The organism is Aeribacillus sp. FSL K6-8394 (assembly GCF_038008865.1).
In the GTDB taxonomy this organism is placed as follows: domain Bacteria; phylum Bacillota; class Bacilli; order Bacillales; family Aeribacillaceae; genus Aeribacillus; species Aeribacillus composti.
The window spans coordinates 1,224,269-1,245,873 of sequence record NZ_JBBPAA010000001.1 but is presented as its reverse complement, the minus strand read 5'-3'; the positions used below and the strand labels follow the sequence as shown (position 1 = coordinate 1,245,873).

The 21,605-nt window shown below is 40.5% G+C and carries 19 protein-coding genes; 17 read left to right on the top strand and 2 right to left on the bottom strand.

The genetic code is table 11. The features are described from left to right. Positions 1 to 52: 52 nt before the first annotated feature. On the bottom strand, positions 53 to 1,759 hold the full coding sequence (locus tag NSR00_RS05730) for an Rqc2 family fibronectin-binding protein (protein ID WP_063388458.1): 1,707 nt from the start codon (positions 1,757 to 1,759) through the stop codon (positions 53 to 55). Between the two features lie 128 nt (positions 1,760 to 1,887). Here NSR00_RS05730 and NSR00_RS05725 point away from each other — a divergent pair, with 128 nt between their 5' ends. The 15 genes from NSR00_RS05725 (at position 1,888) to spoVM (ending at position 18,347) form a co-directional block, all read left to right on the top strand. Then, the gene (locus NSR00_RS05725; protein WP_340789157.1) at positions 1,888 to 4,560 is read left to right on the top strand and encodes a calcium-translocating P-type ATPase, SERCA-type; all 2,673 of its coding nucleotides are present in this window, start codon (positions 1,888 to 1,890) and stop codon (positions 4,558 to 4,560) included. Positions 4,561 to 4,654: 94 nt separating this feature from the next. Then, positions 4,655 to 5,530 carry a YicC/YloC family endoribonuclease gene (locus NSR00_RS05720; RefSeq protein WP_339192956.1) on the top strand — a complete coding sequence of 292 codons (876 nt, stop codon included), beginning with the start codon at positions 4,655 to 4,657 and terminating at the stop codon, positions 5,528 to 5,530. 22 nt (positions 5,531 to 5,552) lie between these two features. Next, a complete protein-coding gene (gene remA, locus NSR00_RS05715) occupies positions 5,553 to 5,816 on the top strand; it encodes an extracellular matrix/biofilm regulator RemA (RefSeq protein ID WP_063388456.1) in 264 nt (87 codons plus the stop codon). Positions 5,817 to 5,828: 12 nt separating this feature from the next. Continuing rightward, positions 5,829 to 6,452 carry a guanylate kinase gene (gmk, locus tag NSR00_RS05710; protein WP_063388455.1) on the top strand — a complete coding sequence of 208 codons (624 nt, stop codon included), beginning with the start codon at positions 5,829 to 5,831 and terminating at the stop codon, positions 6,450 to 6,452. Beyond that, the gene (gene rpoZ / locus NSR00_RS05705) at positions 6,452 to 6,652 is read left to right on the top strand and encodes a DNA-directed RNA polymerase subunit omega (RefSeq protein ID WP_063388646.1); all 201 of its coding nucleotides are present in this window, start codon (positions 6,452 to 6,454) and stop codon (positions 6,650 to 6,652) included. The genes gmk and rpoZ overlap by 1 nt, the downstream gene beginning before the upstream one ends. A 73-nt stretch (positions 6,653 to 6,725) precedes the next feature. Next, positions 6,726 to 7,937, top strand: a complete 1,212-nt coding sequence (gene coaBC, locus NSR00_RS05700; RefSeq protein WP_130158138.1) for a bifunctional phosphopantothenoylcysteine decarboxylase/phosphopantothenate--cysteine ligase CoaBC — start codon at positions 6,726 to 6,728, stop codon at positions 7,935 to 7,937. Between the two features lie 3 nt (positions 7,938 to 7,940). Next, a complete protein-coding gene (gene priA, locus NSR00_RS05695; RefSeq protein WP_339192955.1) occupies positions 7,941 to 10,352 on the top strand; it encodes a primosomal protein N' in 2,412 nt (803 codons plus the stop codon). 77 nt (positions 10,353 to 10,429) lie between these two features. After that, positions 10,430 to 11,365 carry a methionyl-tRNA formyltransferase gene (gene fmt / locus NSR00_RS05690; RefSeq protein ID WP_063388452.1) on the top strand — a complete coding sequence of 312 codons (936 nt, stop codon included), beginning with the start codon at positions 10,430 to 10,432 and terminating at the stop codon, positions 11,363 to 11,365. Next, the gene (gene rsmB / locus NSR00_RS05685) at positions 11,362 to 12,708 is read left to right on the top strand and encodes a 16S rRNA (cytosine(967)-C(5))-methyltransferase RsmB (RefSeq protein ID WP_327847732.1); all 1,347 of its coding nucleotides are present in this window, start codon (positions 11,362 to 11,364) and stop codon (positions 12,706 to 12,708) included. Before fmt ends, rsmB begins: the two co-directional genes overlap by 4 nt. Further along, positions 12,708 to 13,769, top strand: a complete 1,062-nt coding sequence (gene rlmN / locus NSR00_RS05680; RefSeq protein WP_340787549.1) for a 23S rRNA (adenine(2503)-C(2))-methyltransferase RlmN — start codon at positions 12,708 to 12,710, stop codon at positions 13,767 to 13,769. Before rsmB ends, rlmN begins: the two co-directional genes overlap by 1 nt. Positions 13,770 to 13,773: 4 nt before the next feature. Then, positions 13,774 to 14,532, top strand: coding sequence for a Stp1/IreP family PP2C-type Ser/Thr phosphatase (locus NSR00_RS05675; protein WP_340787547.1), 759 nt, complete (start codon positions 13,774 to 13,776; stop codon positions 14,530 to 14,532). Then, a complete protein-coding gene (pknB, locus tag NSR00_RS05670; protein WP_327856280.1) occupies positions 14,526 to 16,493 on the top strand; it encodes a Stk1 family PASTA domain-containing Ser/Thr kinase in 1,968 nt (655 codons plus the stop codon). Before NSR00_RS05675 ends, pknB begins: the two co-directional genes overlap by 7 nt. A gap of 18 nt (positions 16,494 to 16,511) precedes the next feature. After that, complete coding sequence (rsgA, locus tag NSR00_RS05665) at positions 16,512 to 17,396, top strand: ribosome small subunit-dependent GTPase A (protein WP_340787544.1); 885 nt, start codon at positions 16,512 to 16,514, stop codon at positions 17,394 to 17,396. A gap of 2 nt (positions 17,397 to 17,398) precedes the next feature. Continuing rightward, the gene (gene rpe / locus NSR00_RS05660) at positions 17,399 to 18,046 is read left to right on the top strand and encodes a ribulose-phosphate 3-epimerase (protein ID WP_327847729.1); all 648 of its coding nucleotides are present in this window, start codon (positions 17,399 to 17,401) and stop codon (positions 18,044 to 18,046) included. Between the two features lie 220 nt (positions 18,047 to 18,266). Continuing rightward, the gene (gene spoVM / locus NSR00_RS05655) at positions 18,267 to 18,347 is read left to right on the top strand and encodes a stage V sporulation protein SpoVM (RefSeq protein WP_063388445.1); all 81 of its coding nucleotides are present in this window, start codon (positions 18,267 to 18,269) and stop codon (positions 18,345 to 18,347) included. A gap of 676 nt (positions 18,348 to 19,023) precedes the next feature. Here the strand turns inward: spoVM and rpmB are convergent. Then, positions 19,024 to 19,212 carry a 50S ribosomal protein L28 gene (gene rpmB, locus NSR00_RS05650; RefSeq protein ID WP_063388444.1) on the bottom strand — a complete coding sequence of 63 codons (189 nt, stop codon included), beginning with the start codon at positions 19,210 to 19,212 and terminating at the stop codon, positions 19,024 to 19,026. Between the two features lie 238 nt (positions 19,213 to 19,450). On the opposite strand from rpmB, the gene NSR00_RS05645 reads away from it, so the two are divergent. Both NSR00_RS05645 and NSR00_RS05640 read left to right on the top strand, forming a co-directional pair. Then, positions 19,451 to 19,813 (top strand): Asp23/Gls24 family envelope stress response protein, encoded by a 363-nt coding sequence (locus NSR00_RS05645; protein ID WP_063388443.1) that lies wholly within the window; start codon positions 19,451 to 19,453, stop codon positions 19,811 to 19,813. 17 nt (positions 19,814 to 19,830) lie between these two features. After that, the gene (locus NSR00_RS05640; RefSeq protein ID WP_066246543.1) at positions 19,831 to 21,498 is read left to right on the top strand and encodes a DAK2 domain-containing protein; all 1,668 of its coding nucleotides are present in this window, start codon (positions 19,831 to 19,833) and stop codon (positions 21,496 to 21,498) included. Positions 21,499 to 21,605: the final 107 nt, after the last annotated feature.

The window sequence follows — 21,605 nt, the reverse complement described above, 5'->3', positions numbered from 1 at the left end:
AGAGTTTCATAAAAGAAGCTTATAAAAGCAGAAGGAGAAGCAGAAAAAACGTCTATTGTTTTTTCAACTTCAGCACGAGCTCTTCATCAGGCGTCACATAGACCGTTTGCTGATTTTCATATATGACAAACCCAGGCTTGGCGCCATTCGGTTTTTTTACATAGCGCACTTTTGTATAATCGACAGGTACGGAGCTTGATTGGCGCGCTTTGCTGAAATAAGCTGCCAGATTCGCTGCCTCTAAAATGGTCTGTTCAGACGGATCTTTTTTCCGGATGACAACATGGGAGCCCGGTATGTCCTTTGTATGAAGCCAAATATCGTCTCTAGCAGCAACCCGGTTCGTCAAGTATTCGTTTTGCTTGTTGTTTTTGCCGACTAATATTTCAGCTCCGTCGCTGGACAGATAAGCTTCTAAAACAGGTTTAGCATTTTTTTTCTTCTGGATGTTCGCTCTTTTTTTCAAATATCCCCCTTCAATCAATTCTTCTCGAATTTCCTCTAAGTCTTTAGGAGAAGCTGTTTCAAGCTGCTGGAGAAGCCGGTCAAAATATTCGATTTCTTGTTCTGCTTTTTCGATTTGCGATTTGACAACTAAAACGGAATTTTTGGCTTTTTGATATTTTTGGAAATAACTTTGGGCGTTTTCAGAAGGAGTTTTCAAAGGATCAAGCGGAATTTTGATCTTTTGTCCATCCTCGTCATAATAGTTGATAACTTCGACTTCTTTATCCCCTTTTTTCACTGCATGCATATTCGCTGTCAATAGTTCGCCGTAAAGCTGTAGCGTATTTGCTTTTTCAGCCTCTTTGAGCGTGTGTTTTAGCTTTTGGATTTTCGTTTCATTCTTTTTTCGTTCGTTGATGATGAAGCGTTCTAAATCCTGCCCTTGCTGCTTCACTCGATCGCGTTCCGCTTTCGAGTAAAAATATCGGTCTAGCAATTCGCTTATGGTAGAAAATGTTTTCCTTTCTCCTTTTACGTGCTCTAAAGGCAAAATATAAAAATATTCTTTATTTAAAGTTTTTGTCATTTGCGGAACAATGCTTCCGCTTTTTATTTGATTTAAAACGGACATAAGCGTTCTGGCAACCGATTCCTTATTGGCGATTCCAGAGCGGTAGACGATTTCTTTTGCCAACAGAGGCGAGATGCCAGCAAATTGGTCGACAATTTGTTTTTCAAATTTTCCTGAAAACAGATCAATTTTTTTCAAAACCGTTTCTTCTGAAGCATGAAAAGGATTCAATTTGCCTTGGTCTGGAGGAAAAACATATGCGTGTCCGGGCAAAACAGAGCGATGGCGATTGACTGCAGCTGATACATGTTTGATGCTGTCAATGATCATCTTCTTTTCTTGATCGACTAAGATGATGTTGCTATGTTTTCCCATGATCTCGACAAATAATTGTTTCCTGGTGATATCCCCTAATTCATTGCGGGATCTCATTTGCAGCATGACGATTCGATCAAGTCCGACCTGGCTGATTTCCTCAATGATGCTTCCTTCCAAATGCTTTCTTAAAACCATACAGAACATCGGCGGTTCTTGCGGATTATCATAGTTGGAGGCTGTAAGATGAATGCGCGCAAAATTGGGATGATTGGATATAAGCAGACGATAATTTTTACCTTTCTGACGAATTTGCAAGATAAGATCGTGCTTAGAAGGCTGATGAATTTTTGTGATTTTTCCGCCTTCAAGCTCTTGTTTCAATTCTCTTTGAACACAATATGTAAAAATGCCGTCAAAAGACATATTTGCTCACCCTTTTTCCATGAAGTCCAAGAAAAAACTTACTAAATTATAACATGTTTTAGGACAAGGCTGAATATGTTGTTCTTAGAGCGTGTATCAAAAGGTGAAAAGGGGTGAAACAGAAATTCATGAAATGGCATGAATTGACAGAACAAGAAGCAATTCAATCATTGAATGTCGATATAAAAAAAGGATTATCAGAAAAAGAAGCAGAAAACCGCAGAAAAAAATTAGGATACAATGAGCTTGCAGAAGGAAAACGGCAATCAAATCTTTTGTTATTTTTCGGCCAGTTTAAAGATTTCATGGTTCTTGTTTTAATTGCGGCAACCGTCATTTCCGGCCTTTTAGGAGAGTATATTGATGCAGTTGCCATTATTGCGATTGTGATTTTGAACGGAGTTCTTGGATTTATTCAAGAGAAAAAGGCAGAGAAGTCTCTTGCTGCATTAAAAGAACTGTCAAGCCCGCAGACTACTGTATTGCGCAGCGGGAAGTGGGTGAAGATCCCTTCGAGAGAAATTGTCGTAGGGGACTGCATTAAATTTAAAAGCGGCGATCGAATCGGAGCTGATGTGCGTCTCATTCAAGTATCAAGCCTTGAAGTCGAGGAGTCGGCACTAACTGGCGAATCCGTCCCTGTTGGAAAACATACACGCCCATTAAAAGGGAATCAAGGATCCGTTGGCGATATGCAAAATATGGCCTTTATGGGCACGCTTGTAACAAGAGGAAGCGGAGTCGGCGTTGTCGTGGCTACAGGCATGAAAACGGCAATGGGGCAAATTGCAGATTTGCTGCAAACCCAGGAGCAGCAATTGACACCGATGCAGAGAAAATTAGAAGAGCTGGGCAAAGTTTTAATTGTTGTAGCTCTTCTCTTGACGGTATTAGTAGCAGGAATCGGAGTCATGCAAGGACATGCTGTTTATGAAATGTTTTTGGCGGGGGTCTCGCTGGCAGTGGCGGCGATTCCTGAAGGCTTGCCGGCGATTGTTACGGTTGCATTGGCATTGGGCGTCCAGCGGATGATCAAGAAAAATTCAATTGTCCGAAAGCTTCCAGCTGTTGAAACACTCGGATGTGCAACCGTCATTTGTTCAGATAAAACAGGAACAATGACTCAAAACCAAATGACTGTGACAGACATTTGGATAAGCAATAAATCATGGAAGGTAACAGGTGCGGGCTATCAGCCTGCTGGGGAGTTTTTTGAAAACGGAAAAAAAATTGATCCGGCTGCTCATAAACCGTTGAAGCAAATGTTAATGTTTGGAATGCTTGCTTCAACATCTGATATTATTGAAACAAATGGAGAATATTCCCTTGATGGCGACCCGACGGAAGGTGCGTTGATCGTGGCTGGCATGAAAGCGGGACTGGCAAAATCAAAATTATTGAAGCAATTTCATATTATGCGAGAATTTCCTTTTGACTCCGACCGAAAAATGATGTCCGTCATTGTTCAAGATAAAGACGGAAAATGCTTTGCAGTTGCAAAAGGAGCTCCAGATGTTATATTAGAACGTTCGACACATGTTCTTTGGCACGATAGAAAAGAACGTTTAACGGAGCAGCGAAAAAATGACATTCAAAAGGCGATTTTTCATCAGGCAAACGAAGCATTAAGAACGATAGCAATTGCATACAAACCGCTTCATACAGGATCTCTACCCCAAGCTGAAGCGGAATCTTCTCTTATTTTCATTGGCATACAAGGAATGATTGACCCGCCAAGACCAGAAGTGAAACAAGCGGTGAAGGAATGCGGTGAAGCAGGCATTAAAACTGTCATGATAACAGGCGATCATGTTATTACCGCACAAGCTATCGCAAAAGAACTAGAAATATTGCCGCCTAACGGTAAAGTAATGGACGGTTCATCTTTGTCCAAGCTCACGATTGAAGAATTGGAAGAAGTAGTTGATGATATTTACGTATTTGCCAGAGTTTCTCCGGAGCATAAATTGAAAATTGTGAAAGCTTTGCAAAACAAAGGACATATCGTTGCAATGACTGGAGACGGCGTAAATGATGCCCCGGCAATCAAAGCGGCAGACATAGGCATTTCGATGGGAATGAGCGGCACCGATGTGGCAAAAGAAGCTTCCTCTCTTATTCTCGTTGATGATAACTTTGCCACCATTAAAGCAGCGATTCAAGAAGGGCGCAATATTTATGACAATATCAGGAAATTTATTCGCTATTTATTAGCATCAAATGTAGGAGAGATACTAGTTATGTTATTTGCCATGATTTTAGCATTGCCACTGCCGCTTGTTCCGATTCAAATTTTGTGGGTGAATCTTGTAACAGATGGCCTGCCGGCTATGGCGCTTGGCCTTGATCCTGCAGAAGAAGATGTGTTAAAAAGAAAGCCTCGCGATCCGAAAGAAGGGATTTTTTCGAGAGGGCTTGGCTGGAAAATTTTATCTCGCGGGTTTTTAATCGGGCTGTCCACACTACTTGTCTTTTACTTCATTTATGAACGGAATACAGAACAGCTTGCCTACGCGCAAACAGCTGCTTTTGCAACACTTGTTTTGTCCCAATTGATTTTAGTGTTTGATTCAAGAACGGAAAAAACGATTTTTGACCGGAATCCTTTTAGCAACATTTATTTGCTGCTGGCAGTCTTTTCATCCATAATCTTAATGCTTGTTGTCATTTATTATGAGCCGCTTCAACCGATTTTCCATACAACGCCTATCATAGCTCGAGATTGGCTGTTTATTTTCGTCATGTCCGCTCTGCCGACATTTTTGCTGGCAGGATCAATTTTAACAAGAAAAAAACGATAAGTTATGTTATAATTTTTTCAGGTGATAGATGCTATTCTATGACCTTTCTTTTTTTCTTTTGTTTTGAAGGCGACGAAAGAACGGATGTGGTACAATGGTATTAAGCATGACGGGATTTGGCCGCTCGGTAAAAACGGTGCAGCAGATGCAAATAACAGTTGAGATGAGATCGGTCAATCACCGGTTTTGTGAAATCAGCGTGCGGATGCCTAAAAATTTTTTTTCGCTTGAAGAAAAAATAAAGAAAGCCGTACAATCTTATATAAATCGAGGACGTGTGGAATTGTACATCACGGTCAGCGGAGAGGGTCTTTTTTCCAGAACCCTAAACGTTGACTGGTCCCTTGCCGCTCAATACATAGACGCTTTGAACGAAATGAAACGCCGTTTTCATATAGATGATTCCATTCGTTTCATGCACCTTTTGCATGATGAACATATTTTTGAAATTCAAGAGGTTGCGAATGAAAATGAAGAGCTTGAATGTATGATGTTAGAAGCTGTTCATGAAGCGGCCAATCAACTGCTGGAAATGCGGGCTGCAGAAGGAAGCAAGCTAAAAGAAGACTTGCTTGAGCATTTGGAAGCGTTAGAGCAAATCATAGAACATATTCAATCAAGAGCCAGTATTGTCGCAAGCAACTACAGAGATAAATTGCAAAAGCGTTTATCCGAGTTTATAACAGGGAATATTGATGAGAATAGAATATTGTTGGAAGTGGCAATTTTCGCTGACAAATCGGATATTACGGAAGAATTGACAAGATTAGAAAGCCATTTGAGCCAGTTTCGAAAAACGATCGAAAAAGATGAACCGATAGGGCGGAAGCTTGATTTTATCGTTCAAGAGATGAGCCGGGAAGCCAATACGATCGGAGCTAAAGGGAATGATTCGGCCATTTCTGCTTTCGTTGTGGAATTGAAAACTGTTATTGAAAAATTAAAAGAGCAAGTTCAAAATATTGAATAAAGGCTTTTTAGGGGGAAAAATCATGGGAATTAAATTAATTAATATTGGCTTTGGCAACATCGTTTCAGCAAGCCGCATCATTTCCATTGTAAGCCCCGAATCGGCTCCGATAAAGCGGATGATTCAAGATGCAAGAGAACGAGGAATGCTTATTGATGCGACATATGGAAGAAGGACGAGAGCAGTTGTTATAATGGATTCTGACCATATTATATTGTCTGCCGTCCAACCGGAAACAGTTGCTCAAAGGCTTTCCAATAAAGATGAGCTGTCTGATGAAGGGTAGGGTAAATTTGAAATGCAATTAAAGAAAAAAGGTTTGTTAATTGTTTTGTCTGGACCGTCCGGAGTGGGAAAAGGCACTGTTCGCAAAGCGTTGTTTGCACAAAAAGACGTCAATTTTCAATATTCGATCTCAGTGACGACGAGAACCCCACGGGAGGGTGAGAAGGACGGTGTAGATTATTTTTTTAAAACACGCGAACAATTTGAACAGATGATTAAGGAAAACAAACTGCTTGAATGGGCAGAATATGTTGGGAATTATTACGGTACACCCGTTGAATATGTAGAGAAAACACTTGCAGAAGGAAAAGATGTTTTTCTAGAAATTGAAGTTCAAGGGGCTCTTCAAGTTAAAAAGGCATTTCCTGACGGGTTGTTTATATTTTTACTCCCGCCTAGCCTGGAAGAACTGAAAAATCGAATTGTCACGAGAGGAACAGAGTCAGCTGACTTGATCAATAATCGGATGAAAAAAGCAAAAGAAGAAATTGACATGATGGATTATTATGACTATGTTGTTGTTAATGATGAAGTGAATCTTGCCTGTGAAAAAATTAAAGCGATTGTGACTGCTGAACATTGCAGAAGGGAAAGAGTTGCACAAATGTACAAAAAATTTTTGGAGGTTGAGTCTTGATGCTTTATCCATCAATTGATTCCCTATTAAACCGTATCAATTCAAAATATACACTAGTAACTGTAGCAGCAAAAAGAGCGCGGCAAATGCAGCAAAACAATGACCAGCAATTGGAAAACACGGTATCTGTAAAATATGTCGGAAAAGCGCTGGAAGAAATTGATGCAGGGCTGCTTAATTATGAAAAGATTGAGAAATAATAGCTGCTGTCATAACAACCTACTTGATAGGTTGTTATTTTTTTAAAAAGCTGAGAAATAGGAGGAGAACAAAGTGGCACGTCCGAGACGTATTTTATTGTGTGTAACGGGAGGAATAGCGGTTTTCAAGGCTGCAGCTTTGACGAGCAAGCTGACACAGGCGGGTTTTGATGTGAAAGTGATCATGACAGAATCTGCTACGAAATTCGTCACCCCTTTGACGTTTCAAGTACTATCGAGAAATGAAGTGTTTTTAGATACTTTTGATGAAAAAGATGCGAAAGTGATTGCACATATCGATTTAGCCGACTGGGCTGATTTAGTGCTCGTAGCTCCAGCAACTGCCAATATCATTGGGAAACTTGCCTCAGGGATTGCCGATGATATGGTGACAACGACACTGCTGGCGACAACTGCACCGGTTTGGATTGCTCCTGCAATGAATGTACATATGTATGGCCATCCGGCTGTAAAACGCAACATTGAAACGCTTTATCGGGACGGCTATCAGTTTATTGAACCGCAAGAAGGACATCTTGCATGCGGTTACGTTGGCAAAGGCCGCCTGGAAGAGCCGGACAAAATCGTTGAACTCATTCAAAACCATTTTTCCGATCAAACGAAGGTACCTTCCGTCTTGAATCAGAAAACAATTATCATTACTGCGGGGCCGACAAGGGAAAAAATAGATCCTGTCCGGTTTTTCTCCAACCATTCAAGCGGAAAAATGGGCTATGCGATCGCCGAGCAGGCGAAGGAGCTTGGAGCGAGCGTAATTTTAATTTCCGGTCCGACTTCTCTTGCGCCGCCGGCCGGGGTGACATTTGTGCCAGTTGAAAGTGCTGAAGAGATGTATCATGAAGTGATGAACCATTTTGACAAAGCCGACATTGTGATTAAATCTGCCGCAGTTTCTGATTATCGGCCGAAACAAACATTTGATCAAAAAATGAAAAAAAAGGACGGCTCATTAGTCATTGAATTGGAACGTACGGAAGACATTTTAAAAAGACTCGGCGAGAAGAAAGGAACAAAATTGCTGGTAGGATTTGCGGCGGAAACGGAAAATGTTGAACAATATGCGCTGCATAAGCTGAATGAAAAGAACTTGGATTTAATTGTCGCCAACAATGTAAATGAACCAGGAGCAGGATTTCAAAAGGATACAAATATAGTGACGATTTTTCATAGAAACGGAGAAAAGAAGGCGTATCCGCTTATGTCTAAAAAAGAAGTGGCAAATGCAATTTTAAGAGAAATTGAAAAGCTTTTGAAAGGTGAATAGATAATGCGGTATGCAAGCGTTGTTGTGGATGTCCCGGCAAAAGGCACGGACAAGCTATTTGACTACGAAATTCCAAATAAATTCGCTGGCGTAATCCAGCCTGGCATGAGGGTCATCGTTCCTTTCGGCTCCCGCAAGCTTACTGGATTTGTCGTTCAGTTAAAAAATGAAACAGATATTGACAGTGTGAAACTGATCCATTCGCTTTTTGATCCGGAACCGGTATTAAATCATGAACTGTTAGAGCTTGGCGCATGGCTTAGTGAAACGACTCTTTGCTATAAAATCACCGCTTTTCAGGCAATGCTTCCGGCTGCGATGAAAACGAGGTACATAAAAGAAATCAAGCCATCGAGCTCCGCTCAATTGGAGGATTTGCCTGAAGAGATCAGGACTGCTTTCGAAAAAGGAGGGCCGCTTTCATGGGAGGATTTACCTTCATCGCTTGTCGCCGTCGTTCAAAAGGAAATTCGTAATGGGAATTTGCAAATCGATTATCGTGTCGAACAAAAGCAAAAAAAACGGCTTGTGAAATATGTAAAGCCTCTTTTGCCGGTTCGTGAGCTTGAAGAACAGCTTCAGCATTTGCCAGCTCGCGCCCATAAACAGAAAGAGGTTATTCAATTTTTTATTGATCATCCTAATCCGATTTTATTAACGGAGTTGACGAACAGCATACAAGGAGCTTCAATTGCCGTCAAAGCGTTAATTAAAAAAGGCATTTTGACAGAGGAGCAAGTAGAAATTTACAGAGATCCTTATGAGCATAAACAGTTTCCGAGAACGAAGCCTTTACCGTTAACTGACGAACAAAAACGTGCAATGGAGCCGATTTTAGACAAGCTGAATCGACACGAGCACGAAGTATTTTTAATGTATGGGGTCACGGGAAGCGGCAAAACGGAAATTTATTTGCAAGCGATCGAGAAGGTATTGAATGAAGGAAAAGAAGCGATCGTGCTAGTACCTGAAATATCGTTGACTCCTCAAATGGTTCAGCGGTTTAAAAGCAGATTTGGCAGCCAGGTTGCTGTTCTTCATAGCGGGTTGTCCAGCGGGGAAAAGTTCGATGAATGGCGGAAAATTTACCGGAAAGAAGCGAAGCTTGTCGTCGGGGCGAGATCAGCAATTTTTGCCCCGTTTCAAAATATCGGCATCATTATTATTGATGAAGAGCATGAAACTAGCTATAAACAGGAGGAAAGTCCTCGGTATCATGCAAGGGACGTTGCCATTTACAGAGGGAAATATCATCAATGTCCAGTCATTTTAGGAAGCGCCACTCCGACGCTTGAATCATTTGCGAGAGCACAAAAAGGCGTTTATACGTTGTTAACTTTAAAAGAACGCGTCAACCGCCGTCCTCTGCCGGAAGTCCATATTGTCGACATGCGGGAGGAGCTGAGAAACGGCAACCGATCGATGTTTTCAAGAACGTTGTTTGAAAAGCTGACAGATCGCTTGAAGAAAGGAGAGCAATCTGTACTTTTATTAAACAAGCGCGGCTATTCTTCCTTCGTCATGTGCAGAAATTGCGGACATGTCATAGGATGTCCTCATTGCGATATTTCCCTTACTTATCATCGGCATGGGGAAAAGCTAAAATGCCACTATTGCCAATTCGAAACAGCCATGCCGTCTCGATGCCCAGAATGTGGAAGCGAGCATATTCGCTTTTTCGGAACAGGAACTCAGCGTATCGAGGAAGAGCTCAACAGGCTTATCCCGGAAGCGCGTGTCATACGGATGGATGTCGACACGACCAGCCGTAAAGGAATGCATGAAAAGCTTTTAAACGCATTCGGCGAAAAAAAAGCAGACATCCTGCTTGGAACACAAATGATTGCAAAAGGATTGGACTTCCCTGATGTCACATTGGTCGGAGTGCTTTCGGCTGACACGATGCTCCATCTTCCTGATTTCCGGTCTGGAGAAAAAACGTTTCAATTATTAACGCAAGTAAGCGGAAGAGCAGGCCGGCATGAGCTTCCGGGGGAAGTGGTGATTCAAACTTATACGCCTGAGCATTACTCCATTCAATTGGCAAGCTTGCATGATTTTGAAACATTTTATCGACAGGAAATGAAAATGAGAAAATCTTTTGCCTATCCGCCCTATTATTTTCTCATTCTCATTACCGTTTCCCATCCAAATGCGATAAAAGCAGCTGAAGTAACGGAGAAAATTGGACAATATTTAAAGCTTCATTTATCAAATGAGGCGCAGATCCTCGGTCCTGTCAGTTCGCCAATACCGAAGATGAAAGATAGATATCGATTTCAATGCATGATAAAATACAAACGGGAAAAAAACTTGTATAAAACACTGAAATTATTGTTCGAGCATTATGAAGAGGACATGTCGCAAACGGATTTAAAATTGATGATTGATCTAAATCCGTATACCATTCTATAAATTGGTTATGTAAATTGTTAGCATCATATCTAGTTTTTAGATGTTGATGAGTTGGAAACAATAGAAGGGAGATATGTATGGCGAAAATTATATTTATGGGCACGCCTGACTTTGCTGTACCAGTGCTAAATCGAATCGTAAAAGACGGTCATGACGTTTGTGCGGTTGTCACACAGCCAGACCGCCCGAAAGGAAGAAAAAAACAATTGACGCCTCCGCCTGTAAAAGTGGCTGCAGAACAACATAACATTCCAGTGTTTCAACCTGAAAAAATCCGTCACAAAGAAGAAATAGAAAAAATTTTGGCGTTAAAACCCGACTTAATTGTAACGGCTGCTTTTGGTCAAATTTTGCCAAAAGAGATTTTGGACGCACCGAAATATGGCTGTATAAATGTACATGCTTCTCTTTTGCCTGAGCTGCGAGGCGGAGCACCCATTCATTATGCCATCATGCAAGGCAAAAAGAAGACGGGAGTTACGATCATGTATATGGTGGAAAAACTGGATGCCGGAGATATTTTAACACAAGTCGAAGTTCCAATTGATGAAAGGGATACGGTTGCTACATTGCACGACAAATTGAGCGAAGCAGGCGCCAATCTTTTATCACAAACGATACCGAAAATTTTAGAAAACAGTATAACTCCAATTCCGCAAGATGAAACGAAAGCCACATTTGCCTGGAATATTCAAAGGGAACAGGAAAAAATCGATTGGACGAAAAGCGGTGAAGAGGTGTACAACCACATTCGCGGGTTAAATCCTTGGCCAGTTGCCTACACGGTTTTGAACGGAAAGACGATTAAAATTTGGTGGGGAGAAAAAGTGAAGAAAGAACACCAAGCAGAGCCTGGAACAATTGTTTCCGTCGACAAGGACGGTTTCGTTGTTGCAACAGGAAATGACGTTTCCATTAAAATTATTGAGCTTCAGCCGTCCGGAAAGAAAAAAATGAGCTGCGAGCAATTTTTAAGAGGAACGCAAATTGAAATAGGGATGACATTCGAATGAAAAAACGAAATGCAAGAGAACTAGCAATGGATTTACTAGTGGCCATCGAAGAAAAACAAGCATACAGCAACCTGCTGCTAAATACATGGATTGATAAATATAAATTGGAGCAAAAAGATGCTGCTTTATTGACAGAGCTTGTCTACGGAACCATCCAGCGGAAGCTGACTCTTGATTACTATTTATCGCATTTTCTAGAGAAAAAGAAAAAAATTAGCAATTGGGTGATCCAGCTTTTAAGAATATCGCTTTATCAAATGGTGTATTTAGATCGGATTCCTGACCGCGCAGTTCTTTATGAGGCAGTGGAAATCGCCAAAAAGAGAGGACATAAAGGGATTGCGGCTCTAGTAAACGGTGTTTTGCGAAATATACAACGAAAAGGCCTCCCTACCATTAAAGATATACAAGATCCGATTGAGCGTTCAGCGGTAAAGACAAGCGCTCCGAAATGGCTTGTCGAACGGCTTGCGAGTCAATACGGGTTTGAGACTGCGGAAAATATATTATCCTCGCAGCTTTTGCATGCTAAACAGACAGCTAGAGTGAACAAGCTGAAAACGACAGTTCCTCAGGCGATCGCTGCTTTGGAAAAAGAAGGAATAAAGGCGGTAAAGGGAAAGCTGGTTGATGAGGCCATCGAAGCTGTAAAAGGAAATTTAGCGAATACGAGCCTCTATCAAAAAGGTTGGTTCACCATTCAAGATGAAAGCTCGATGCTCGTCTCGCTAGCTTTACATGTAAAAGAAGGAGAGCAAATTTTGGATGCATGTGCAGCTCCGGGAGGGAAGTCAACTCATATTGCAGAGCTTTTGAATAATACGGGTAAAGTCGTCTCCCTAGATTTGCACGAGCATAAAATCCAGCTCATCGAAAAACAAGCATCAAGGCTTGGGCTCTTGAATGTAAACGCAAAAGTGCTGGACAGCCGCAACGCCTCGGAGCATTTTCCGCCAAACAGCTTCGACAAAATTTTAGTGGATGCACCGTGCAGCGGATTCGGTGTCATAAGAAAAAAACCGGAAATAAAATATACGAAAACAGAAGAAGATATTCTTTCTTTAACATCAGTGCAAAAAAAGATATTAGCTTCCGTAGCTGATTTGGTGAAGCCTGGAGGTTTGCTTGTTTATAGCACTTGCACAATAGATAAACAAGAAAATGAGGAGATGATAAAATATTTTTTAAAGGAGCATGATGACTTTCAATTAGATGAGACGTTAAAAGATCGAATGCCGGAAAAAGTTCGACAATACGTCGAAAACGGCTTTGTGCAAATTTTGCCGCAATATTTCAATACCGACGGATTTTTTATCGCGGCTTTGAGAAGGAAGGTACAATGATGGACAAGATGCAAGTAAAACCATCTATTTATTCGTTAAAATATTCCGATTTAAAAGAATGGCTTGAACAACAAGGCGAAAAAAGCTTTCGAGCAGCACAAATTTTTGATTGGCTGTATAAAAAACGCGTTGCCTCTTTCGATAAAATGACCAATTTGCCAAAGTCATTGAAGGAAGCATTGGCGGAGCATTTCGATTTGACAACATTGAAAACAATTGTTAAGCAAACGTCAAAAGACGGCACGATGAAATTTTTGTTTGAGCTCCATGACGGCTATTCCATTGAAACGGTGTTAATGAGGCATAATTACGGAAACTCAGTATGTGTGACAACACAAGTTGGCTGCCGAATCGGGTGCACCTTTTGCGCTTCCACATTAGGTGGATTAAAACGAAATTTATCTGCGGGGGAAATTGTAGCTCAAGTCATAAAAGTTCAGCAAATATTAGATGAAATCGGCGAACGAGTCAGCCATGTCGTCATAATGGGGATTGGAGAGCCTTTTGACAACTATGAAGAAATGATGTCATTTTTAAAAATCATCAACGACGAAAAAGGATTGAACATTGGCGCCCGCCACATTACTGTTTCAACGAGCGGAATTATCCCTAAAATTTATCAATTTGCTGATGAAAATTTACAAATCAATTTAGCTATTTCCCTCCATGCACCGAATACAGAACTGCGCACAAAGCTAATGCCGATCAATAAAGCTTTTAAGCTTCCTGATTTAATGAAGGCAGTCAAATATTATATTGACAAAACAGGGCGGCGAATTTCATTTGAATACGGACTGTTTGGAGGCGTAAATGATCAAGTGGAGCACGCACTCGAGCTTGCTGAGCTAATAAAAGATTTAAAATGCCACGTGAATTTAATTCCAGTCAACTATGTTCCGGAGCGGAATTATGTTCGCACGAGCAAAAATCAAATTTTTCGTTTTGAACGGACATTAAAGGAACAAGGGATTAATGTCACGATCCGAAGAGAACATGGACACGATATTGATGCAGCTTGCGGACAGTTAAGGGCAAAAGAGCGAAAAATAGAGACGAGGTGAATAAATGAAAACCGCTGTTTTTACTGACAAAGGGAAGGTCAGAACCCATAATGAAGACGCCGCAAGTGCCATTCTTAACCGACAGGGGCAAATTTTAGCTGTCGTGGCTGACGGAATGGGTGGCCACCTCGCAGGCGATGTCGCAAGCAGAATGACGATCGAGCATTTTGAAAAAAGCTGGAACGAAGCGGAAAAAATGGAACATCCCGAGCAGGCGGAGCGCTGGATAAACGATCATATTGCCGAAGTCAACGAAGAACTTTTGACATATGCGAATGAACATAAGGAATGTAAAGGAATGGGCACGACGTTTGTCGGCGCCATCTGTACTGAAAGCTTTGCTACAATCGCCCACATTGGCGACAGCCGATGCTATTTGTTAAATAAAGCCGGTTTTGCTCAAATTACCGATGATCATTCATTAGTGAACGAGCTTGTGAAATCGGGACAAATTTCAAAAGAGGATGCGAAAGAGCATCCGCGAAAAAACATTTTATTGAAGGCTCTCGGCACAGAACAATCTGTCGATGCAGATATTAAAACAGTCGGCCTAGAAGTAAACGATTATTTGCTTCTTTGTTCTGACGGTTTATCGAATAAAGTGCAGGAACATGAAATGGAATCAATTTTATCATCCGACCAATCACTGGAAGAAAAAGCGAAGGAATTAATACGGCTAGCAAATGAAAACGGCGGCGATGACAATATTTCTGTCATTATTTATAAACATGTCATCGGCCACGAGAGTGATGGAACATGCTGATCGGCAAGCGGATTAGCGGCCGTTATAAAATTTTGAAAGTGATTGGCGGAGGAGGAATGGCAAACGTTTATTTAGCAAGAGACATTATTTTAGAACGCGACGTTGCCATTAAAATTTTACGATTAGATTTTTCAGATGATGATGAGTTTATACGAAGATTTAGGAGAGAGGCACAATCGGCAACAAGCCTTGCCCATCCGAATATCGTCAGCATTTACGATGTCGGCGAAGAAGATAACATTTACTACATCGTGATGGAGTATGTGGAAGGCAAGACGTTAAAGCAGTACATCCAGCAAAATGCACCTTTGCATCCTAGAGAAGCATTAAATTTAATGGAGCAAATCGTATCAGCCATTGCTCACGCACACGAAAATCAAATTGTCCATAGAGATATAAAGCCGCACAATATACTTATTGACAACCTCGGGAACATTAAAGTGACCGATTTTGGGATTGCTATGGCTCTGACATCAACAACCATTACCCACACTAATTCCGTGCTGGGCTCTGTACATTATTTGTCGCCTGAACAAGCGAGAGGTCAGATTGCAACAAAAAAATCTGACATTTATTCGCTCGGCATCGTCCTGTATGAAATGCTGACAGGCAGGCTCCCTTTTGACGGGGAATCGGCCGTATCAATCGCTTTAAAGCATTTGCAATCAGAAGCTCCGTCTCCAAAGAGATGGAACCCTGAGATCCCCCAAAGCGTCGAAAATATTATTTTAAAGGCGATGGCGAAAGACCCTCTTCACCGTTATTCCTCTGCGGAAGAAATGGGAGAAGATATTCGCACTGCCTTTAATACAGACAGATTAGATGAAAAGAAATTTGAAATACCTGATAACGACGAAAAAACGATCACCCATCCGATTATTTTACATGATATACCTGAAACTGGGGAACAAACAATCATTCATCATGCAAAGGATCGAAAGTCGACGGGAGCAGAAAAGGAACAAAAGCATGAAAATATTGTAAGCCCTAAGAAAAAAAGAAAATGGCTGAAAATGTTATGGATGGCGACAGCTGTAGTCATCATAGCCATCATTTTAGCACTTCTCGTTCTTCCTAAACTAATCCTTCCAAAAGATGTAGAAGTGCCTGATGTGAGAGGGAAAACATATGAGGAAGCTGTCAACCAATTGCTGAAGGAAGGATTTGATGTCAAAGACACGATTTTGTTGGAAAACGATGAAATTGAAGAAGGATATGTCATAAGGACAGAACCAGAAGCAGGAGAAATGGTAGAAGAAGGTTCTTCTATTATCATTTATGAAAGTGCAGGCAAGAAAAAGGTGACGCTTGATAATTATATCGGGAAGGATATCGAAAGAGTAAGACAGCTCCTTGAAGTAAAAGGATTTTCCAACATTACAGTATTGGAAGAATATAGCGGAGAAGAGGAAGGAACTGTCATTGACCAATCTCCGAGTGAGGGAGCAGAGCTCATTCCTGATGAAGATGAAATTACATTAACCGTGAGCAAAGGACCGAGAAAAATCACGCTTGCAGATTTAACGGGATACACAGAAGAAGCTGTTAAAGACTATGTGGAAAAAGAAGGTTTATCTTTTTCAAAGAAAGAAGAACATTCCGATGAAGTTCCTGCCGGTCAAGTGATTTCCCAATCACCGAGTGCAGGAAAAAAAGTGCTTCCGGGTGAAAAAATAGAAGTGGTTATTTCCTTAGGTCCGGAAGAAAAGCCGGACAAAAAAGTCGTCCGTGAAGTAGAGATCCCGTTTGATCCCGAAATTCACGGCGAAGAAGCGGAAGTGGGTATTTATATCAATGATGCTGAGCATTCTATCGGTGAACCTTATGAAACATTTAAAATATCAAAGCCTACCAAAAAGAAAATTGAGTTGACGATTCAACCTGGTCAATCCGCTTATTATCAAGTTTTGCTGAATAATGAAGTGGTGAAAACTGAAACGGTTCCTTATCCTGAAAATTAATGAAAAAGGAGGTCATGTATGCCAAAAGGCAAAATTGTTAAAGCGTTAAGCGGATTTTATTACGTATTGGCTGAAAATAAGCTTTATCAATGCAGGGGAAGAGGGGTGTTTCGAAAAAATAAAATTTCCCCTCTAGTAGGAGATGAAGTTATTTTTCAGGCGGAAAATGAAAAAGAAGGCTACATTCTAGAAATTTTGCAAAGAAAGAATGAATTGATCCGTCCGCCCATTTCAAACATTGATCAAGGGATCTTAGTTTTTTCCGCTGTAAGTCCAGATTTTAGTGCCAAGCTGCTGGATCGCTTTTTGGTGTTAATGGAAGCCAAAAACATTCGCCCGATCATTTGTATTACAAAAATTGACTTAATTGCAGATCATGTAATAGATGAAAAGATTCGTCAGTTTGCCAAAGATTATGAAAAAATTGGCTATCCTGTCTTTTTGATGACTACAAAAGAGCCTGAAACAGTTAAACAGGTCATTCCTTATTTAAAAGACAGCATTTCAGTGATTGCCGGGCAATCTGGAGTTGGCAAATCCTCCATGTTGAACTGCCTGGATCACCGTTTGCAATTGAAGACAGGAGAAATTTCCGATCATTTGGGGAGAGGAAAGCATACAACGAGACATGTAGAGCTCATTTCATTGGGAGGGGGACTAGTCGCCGATACGCCCGGATTTAGTTCGCTGGAGTTTACGGGTATAGAAGCTGCTGACTTGCCGAATTGCTTTCCAGAGATAAAAGAATTTAGCATTCAATGTAAATTTCGAGGCTGTCTTCATCAGAAGGAGCCAAAATGCGCCGTTAAAGAAGCGGTTGAAAATGGCGATATTTCCTCCTACAGGTACGAACATTATCTTCAGTTTTTAGAAGAGATAAAAGAAAGAAAGCCGAGGTATTGAACATGGTTAAAATTGCACCTTCGATTTTATCCGCAGATTTTTCTAGGTTGGCAGAAGAAATTATTGATGTGGAAAAAGGAGGAGCGGATTACATTCATGTTGACGTGATGGACGGCCACTTTGTGCCGAATATTACGATCGGTCCGCTCATTGTGCAAGCGATCCGCCCAGTGACCAAGCTGCCGCTTGATGTTCATTTAATGATTGAACAGCCTGATCGTTATATTCCTGCTTTTGTTGAAGCAGGAGCCGACTTGTTGTCCGTTCATGCGGAAGCCTGCCCGCATCTTCATCGAACGATCCATTTAATCAAATCGAATGGAGTGAAAGCAGGTGTTGTTTTAAATCCACATACTCCTGTATCGATGATCGAGCATGTAATAGAAGATGTTGATCTCGTGCTTTTGATGACGGTTAACCCTGGATTTGGCGGACAAGCGTTTATTCCATCAGTCATCAAAAAAATTCAGCAAGTTTCTAGCATCTTGAAAGAAAGAAATTTGCAAGTTGAGATCGAAGTGGACGGCGGCATCAACGCTGAAACAGCCAAATTGTGTGTGGAAGCTGGAGCAAATGTGCTTGTGGCAGGATCAGCCATTTATAATCAAAAAGATCGCAAACAAGCGATCAAATCTATAAGAGGAATGTGAAAGAACCGTTTATATGCGGTTCTTTTCACATTTAAAGGAAAAAATTTTTCATTTTTATGTTGATTCTTCAATAGATGTCAAGTACTTTTTTATTTTTTTCATGCATAAAGATATTGTAAGAAAAGTTGATGAAGACGTTCTAATTAGTATCTAAAATACGGATGATGAATATGCTACTTATAGACGTTTTTTAGATTTCTCATGGGGAGGGTAAATATAAATGAGATTTTATACAATTAAGCTTCCGAGGTTTTTAGGAGGAATTATACGGGCAATGCTCGGTTCATTTAAGAAAGATTAAAGAAGCACCTATCAAGGTGCTTTCTGCTTGTAGACAAAGCCAAATGGTGTGAACTCTACAAGCTTTTTTTATACCAAATTATATTGTGGGGATTTACCATTCTGTTAGAATGTTCATCTTCAACTGGAAAAAATAATAGAGGACCCCGATTAAGTGCATGTTGCCTTCGTTTTTAGCAAACTTTTAACAAATACAGTAAATGGCAGGGATTTTTGTCTTCAATACTAAAAAGCTGCCTCATTTTTCTTCCATCTTTTTTGTGTAAAAAAGAATTTTTTTTAATTTAAAGTAGACTTTATGCGGTTGATTTTGTTTATGCCAAAAGGAACACGGATCGCGCTGAAGAAAGGCAAACTGTTTAAGAAAGTGGAATGTATTCCGATCGTTAATATGTAGTAAATAACCTATGTAGTTTTTTTAGCAGTTTGAAAAAATTTCATGTTAACGTGGATTTTATAGTTGTAGGATTCGCCTAAAAAGAAGAATGTGCTTGAAGAAATGTGACATTGGAAGTGCTTCAAAAGGTGAATAAAGAGTATTGAAACAAAACGGGCAGAAGTTTGTTAAAGCGCCGATTTTTTAAACGCTTATTTTCGAAATACTTTTGATCAGAAGATATCGGGATTCGCCGATTTCTTCTGATCATAATCCAACCTCTTGTCGTCTAACTTTTGTTTTATACACGCTCAACTTTTCCAGATTTAAGAGCACGTGCAGAAACGTATACACGTTTTGGCTTTCCATTCACAAGAATTCGCACTTTTTGAAGGTTCGCTCCCCATTTGCGTCTTGAAGCGTTCATAGCGTGAGAGCGCGTATTGCCAAAGCTTGTTTTTTTGCCAGTAATTACGCATTTACGAGCCATTTCTATACCTCCTAACTTGCAAGGAAATTGCTATTTTGACAATGTTTCAAGATACTATAATAATGTAACATACACCCTTGATCATTGCAATATAAATTCACCTCACTTTCAAGAATTTACGCTTGACATCATCATGTATTAATGCTCTTATTATGTAGGGAGCCATGACATTTCTTTAAATCCAAATCATCATATAGTAAAATGTTTGTAATGAACGTATGCTAAAGGAGGAACTCGAATGTCCATCGAATTAAAAACGAAATATGGCCAGATCGAAATTTCGAATGATGTAGTCGCACAAGTTGCCGGCGGTGCAGCTGTTGATTGTTACGGAATTGTCGGAATGGCTTCCAAAAATCAAATTAAAGACGGACTCTCAGAAATTTTACGGCGAGAAAATTTCAGCCGTGGAGTGATCGTCCGCCAAGAACAAGAGAGCGTTCATATTGATATGTATATTATTGTCAGCTATGGAACAAAAATATCAGAAGTTGCTCATAATGTTCAAACAAAAGTGAAATATACATTAAATCAAATTCTTGGATTATCTGTCGATTCCATTAACATATATGTGCAAGGGGTTCGTGTTACGAATCCGTAGAGAAGGAGGAAACATTTGTGGCCAATACTTTGCTTGATGGGAAGCGCTTTGCGGAAATGGTGATTCAAGGAGCGAATCATCTATCTAATAATGCGAAAGTGGTGGATGCGTTAAACGTTTTTCCTGTTCCGGATGGGGATACGGGAACAAACATGAATTTATCCATCACAGCTGGAGCAAAAGAAGTACAAAAACATGTTTCATCAAATATCGGTTCTGTAGCTGGAGCATTTGCAAAAGGTCTGTTAATGGGCGCGCGTGGAAATTCTGGGGTTATTTTATCCCAGCTTTTTCGTGGGTTTGCAAAAGCAGTTGAAGGAAAAGAATCGATCAATGCGGATGAATTTGCTAAAGCTTTTCAAGCAGGTGTTGATACTGCCTATAAAGCTGTTATGAAGCCTGTTGAAGGGACTATTTTAACGGTTGCAAAAGATGCTGCGAAAAAAGCTGTTAAAACAGCTAAATCAACCGATGATCTGACAATTGTTATGGAAGAAGTGGTAAAAGAAGCAAAGGAGTCATTAAAGAGAACGCCTGAGCTTCTGCCTGTCCTAAAAGAAGTGGGCGTTGTGGACAGCGGTGGACAAGGACTTGTATTTATTTACGAGGGATTTTTGGCAGAATTAAAGGGAGAGAAAATTTCCGAATCCCCTAAGCTTCCTTCGATGGACAAACTGGTAAGTGCAGAGCATCATAAAAATGCACAAAGTCATATTAATACAGAAGATATTAAATATGGATATTGTACAGAATTTATGGTTCGGTTTGAAAAAGAAAAAGAGCCGTTTTCTGAAAAGAAATTTCGCGAAGATTTATCCCGGTTCGGAGATTCGCTTTTAGTAATTGCCGATGATGAACTTGTCAAAGTACATATCCATTCTGAACAGCCTGGCGAGGTATTGACATACGGGCAGCGCTACGGCAGCTTATTGAATATGAAAATTGAAAACATGCGCGAGCAGCATAGTACAATTGTCAATAATCAAACGGAAAATGTATTATCTACTGAACCGGCGGCACCCAAAAATGAAAAGTACGGTATTATCGCGGTTGCCATGGGCTCGGGAATTTCCGATCTTTTTACATCAATTGGTGCAACAAAAATTATTGAAGGCGGCCAGACGATGAATCCAAGTACGGAAGATTTTGTAAAGGCTGTCGAACAGTTGAACGCAGAGAATATTATTATTTTGCCGAACAATTCCAATATCATTATGGCAGCCAATCAAGCAGCACAAATAACTGATAAAAATATAAGAGTCATTGAAACGAAAAGCGTTCCTCAAGGATTATCCGCCCTGCTGGCTTTCAATCCTGAACTCGGTTTAGAGGAAAACGTAAAGGCGATGGAGGAAGCAAGCAGGAATGTGAAAACAGGACAAGTCACATATGCTGTAAGGGATACAAGTATTGACGGACTTGCGATAGAAAAAGGAGACTTCATGGGGATTTACGAGAAAACCATCGTCGCAAAAGATAAAAGCAAGCTTGAAGCTGCCAAAAAGTTGTTGGATCAAATGATCGATGAAGAGGATGAAATATTGACGATTCTCCAAGGAGAAGATGCATCCGAAAACGAAGTAGACCAATTAGTCCAACATGTTGAAAATCATTATGAACATATCGAAATTGAGGTTCATAATGGAAATCAGCCATTATATTCTTATATTTTTTCAGTTGAGTAGAGCAGGAGGGCTTCGGCCTTCCTCTTTTTATTTCACGGTTTAAGTATTTTTGGTAAACTAAATATCGATATTTCAAACGGTTTTAAAGGAGGTTTCCCGCGGCTAAG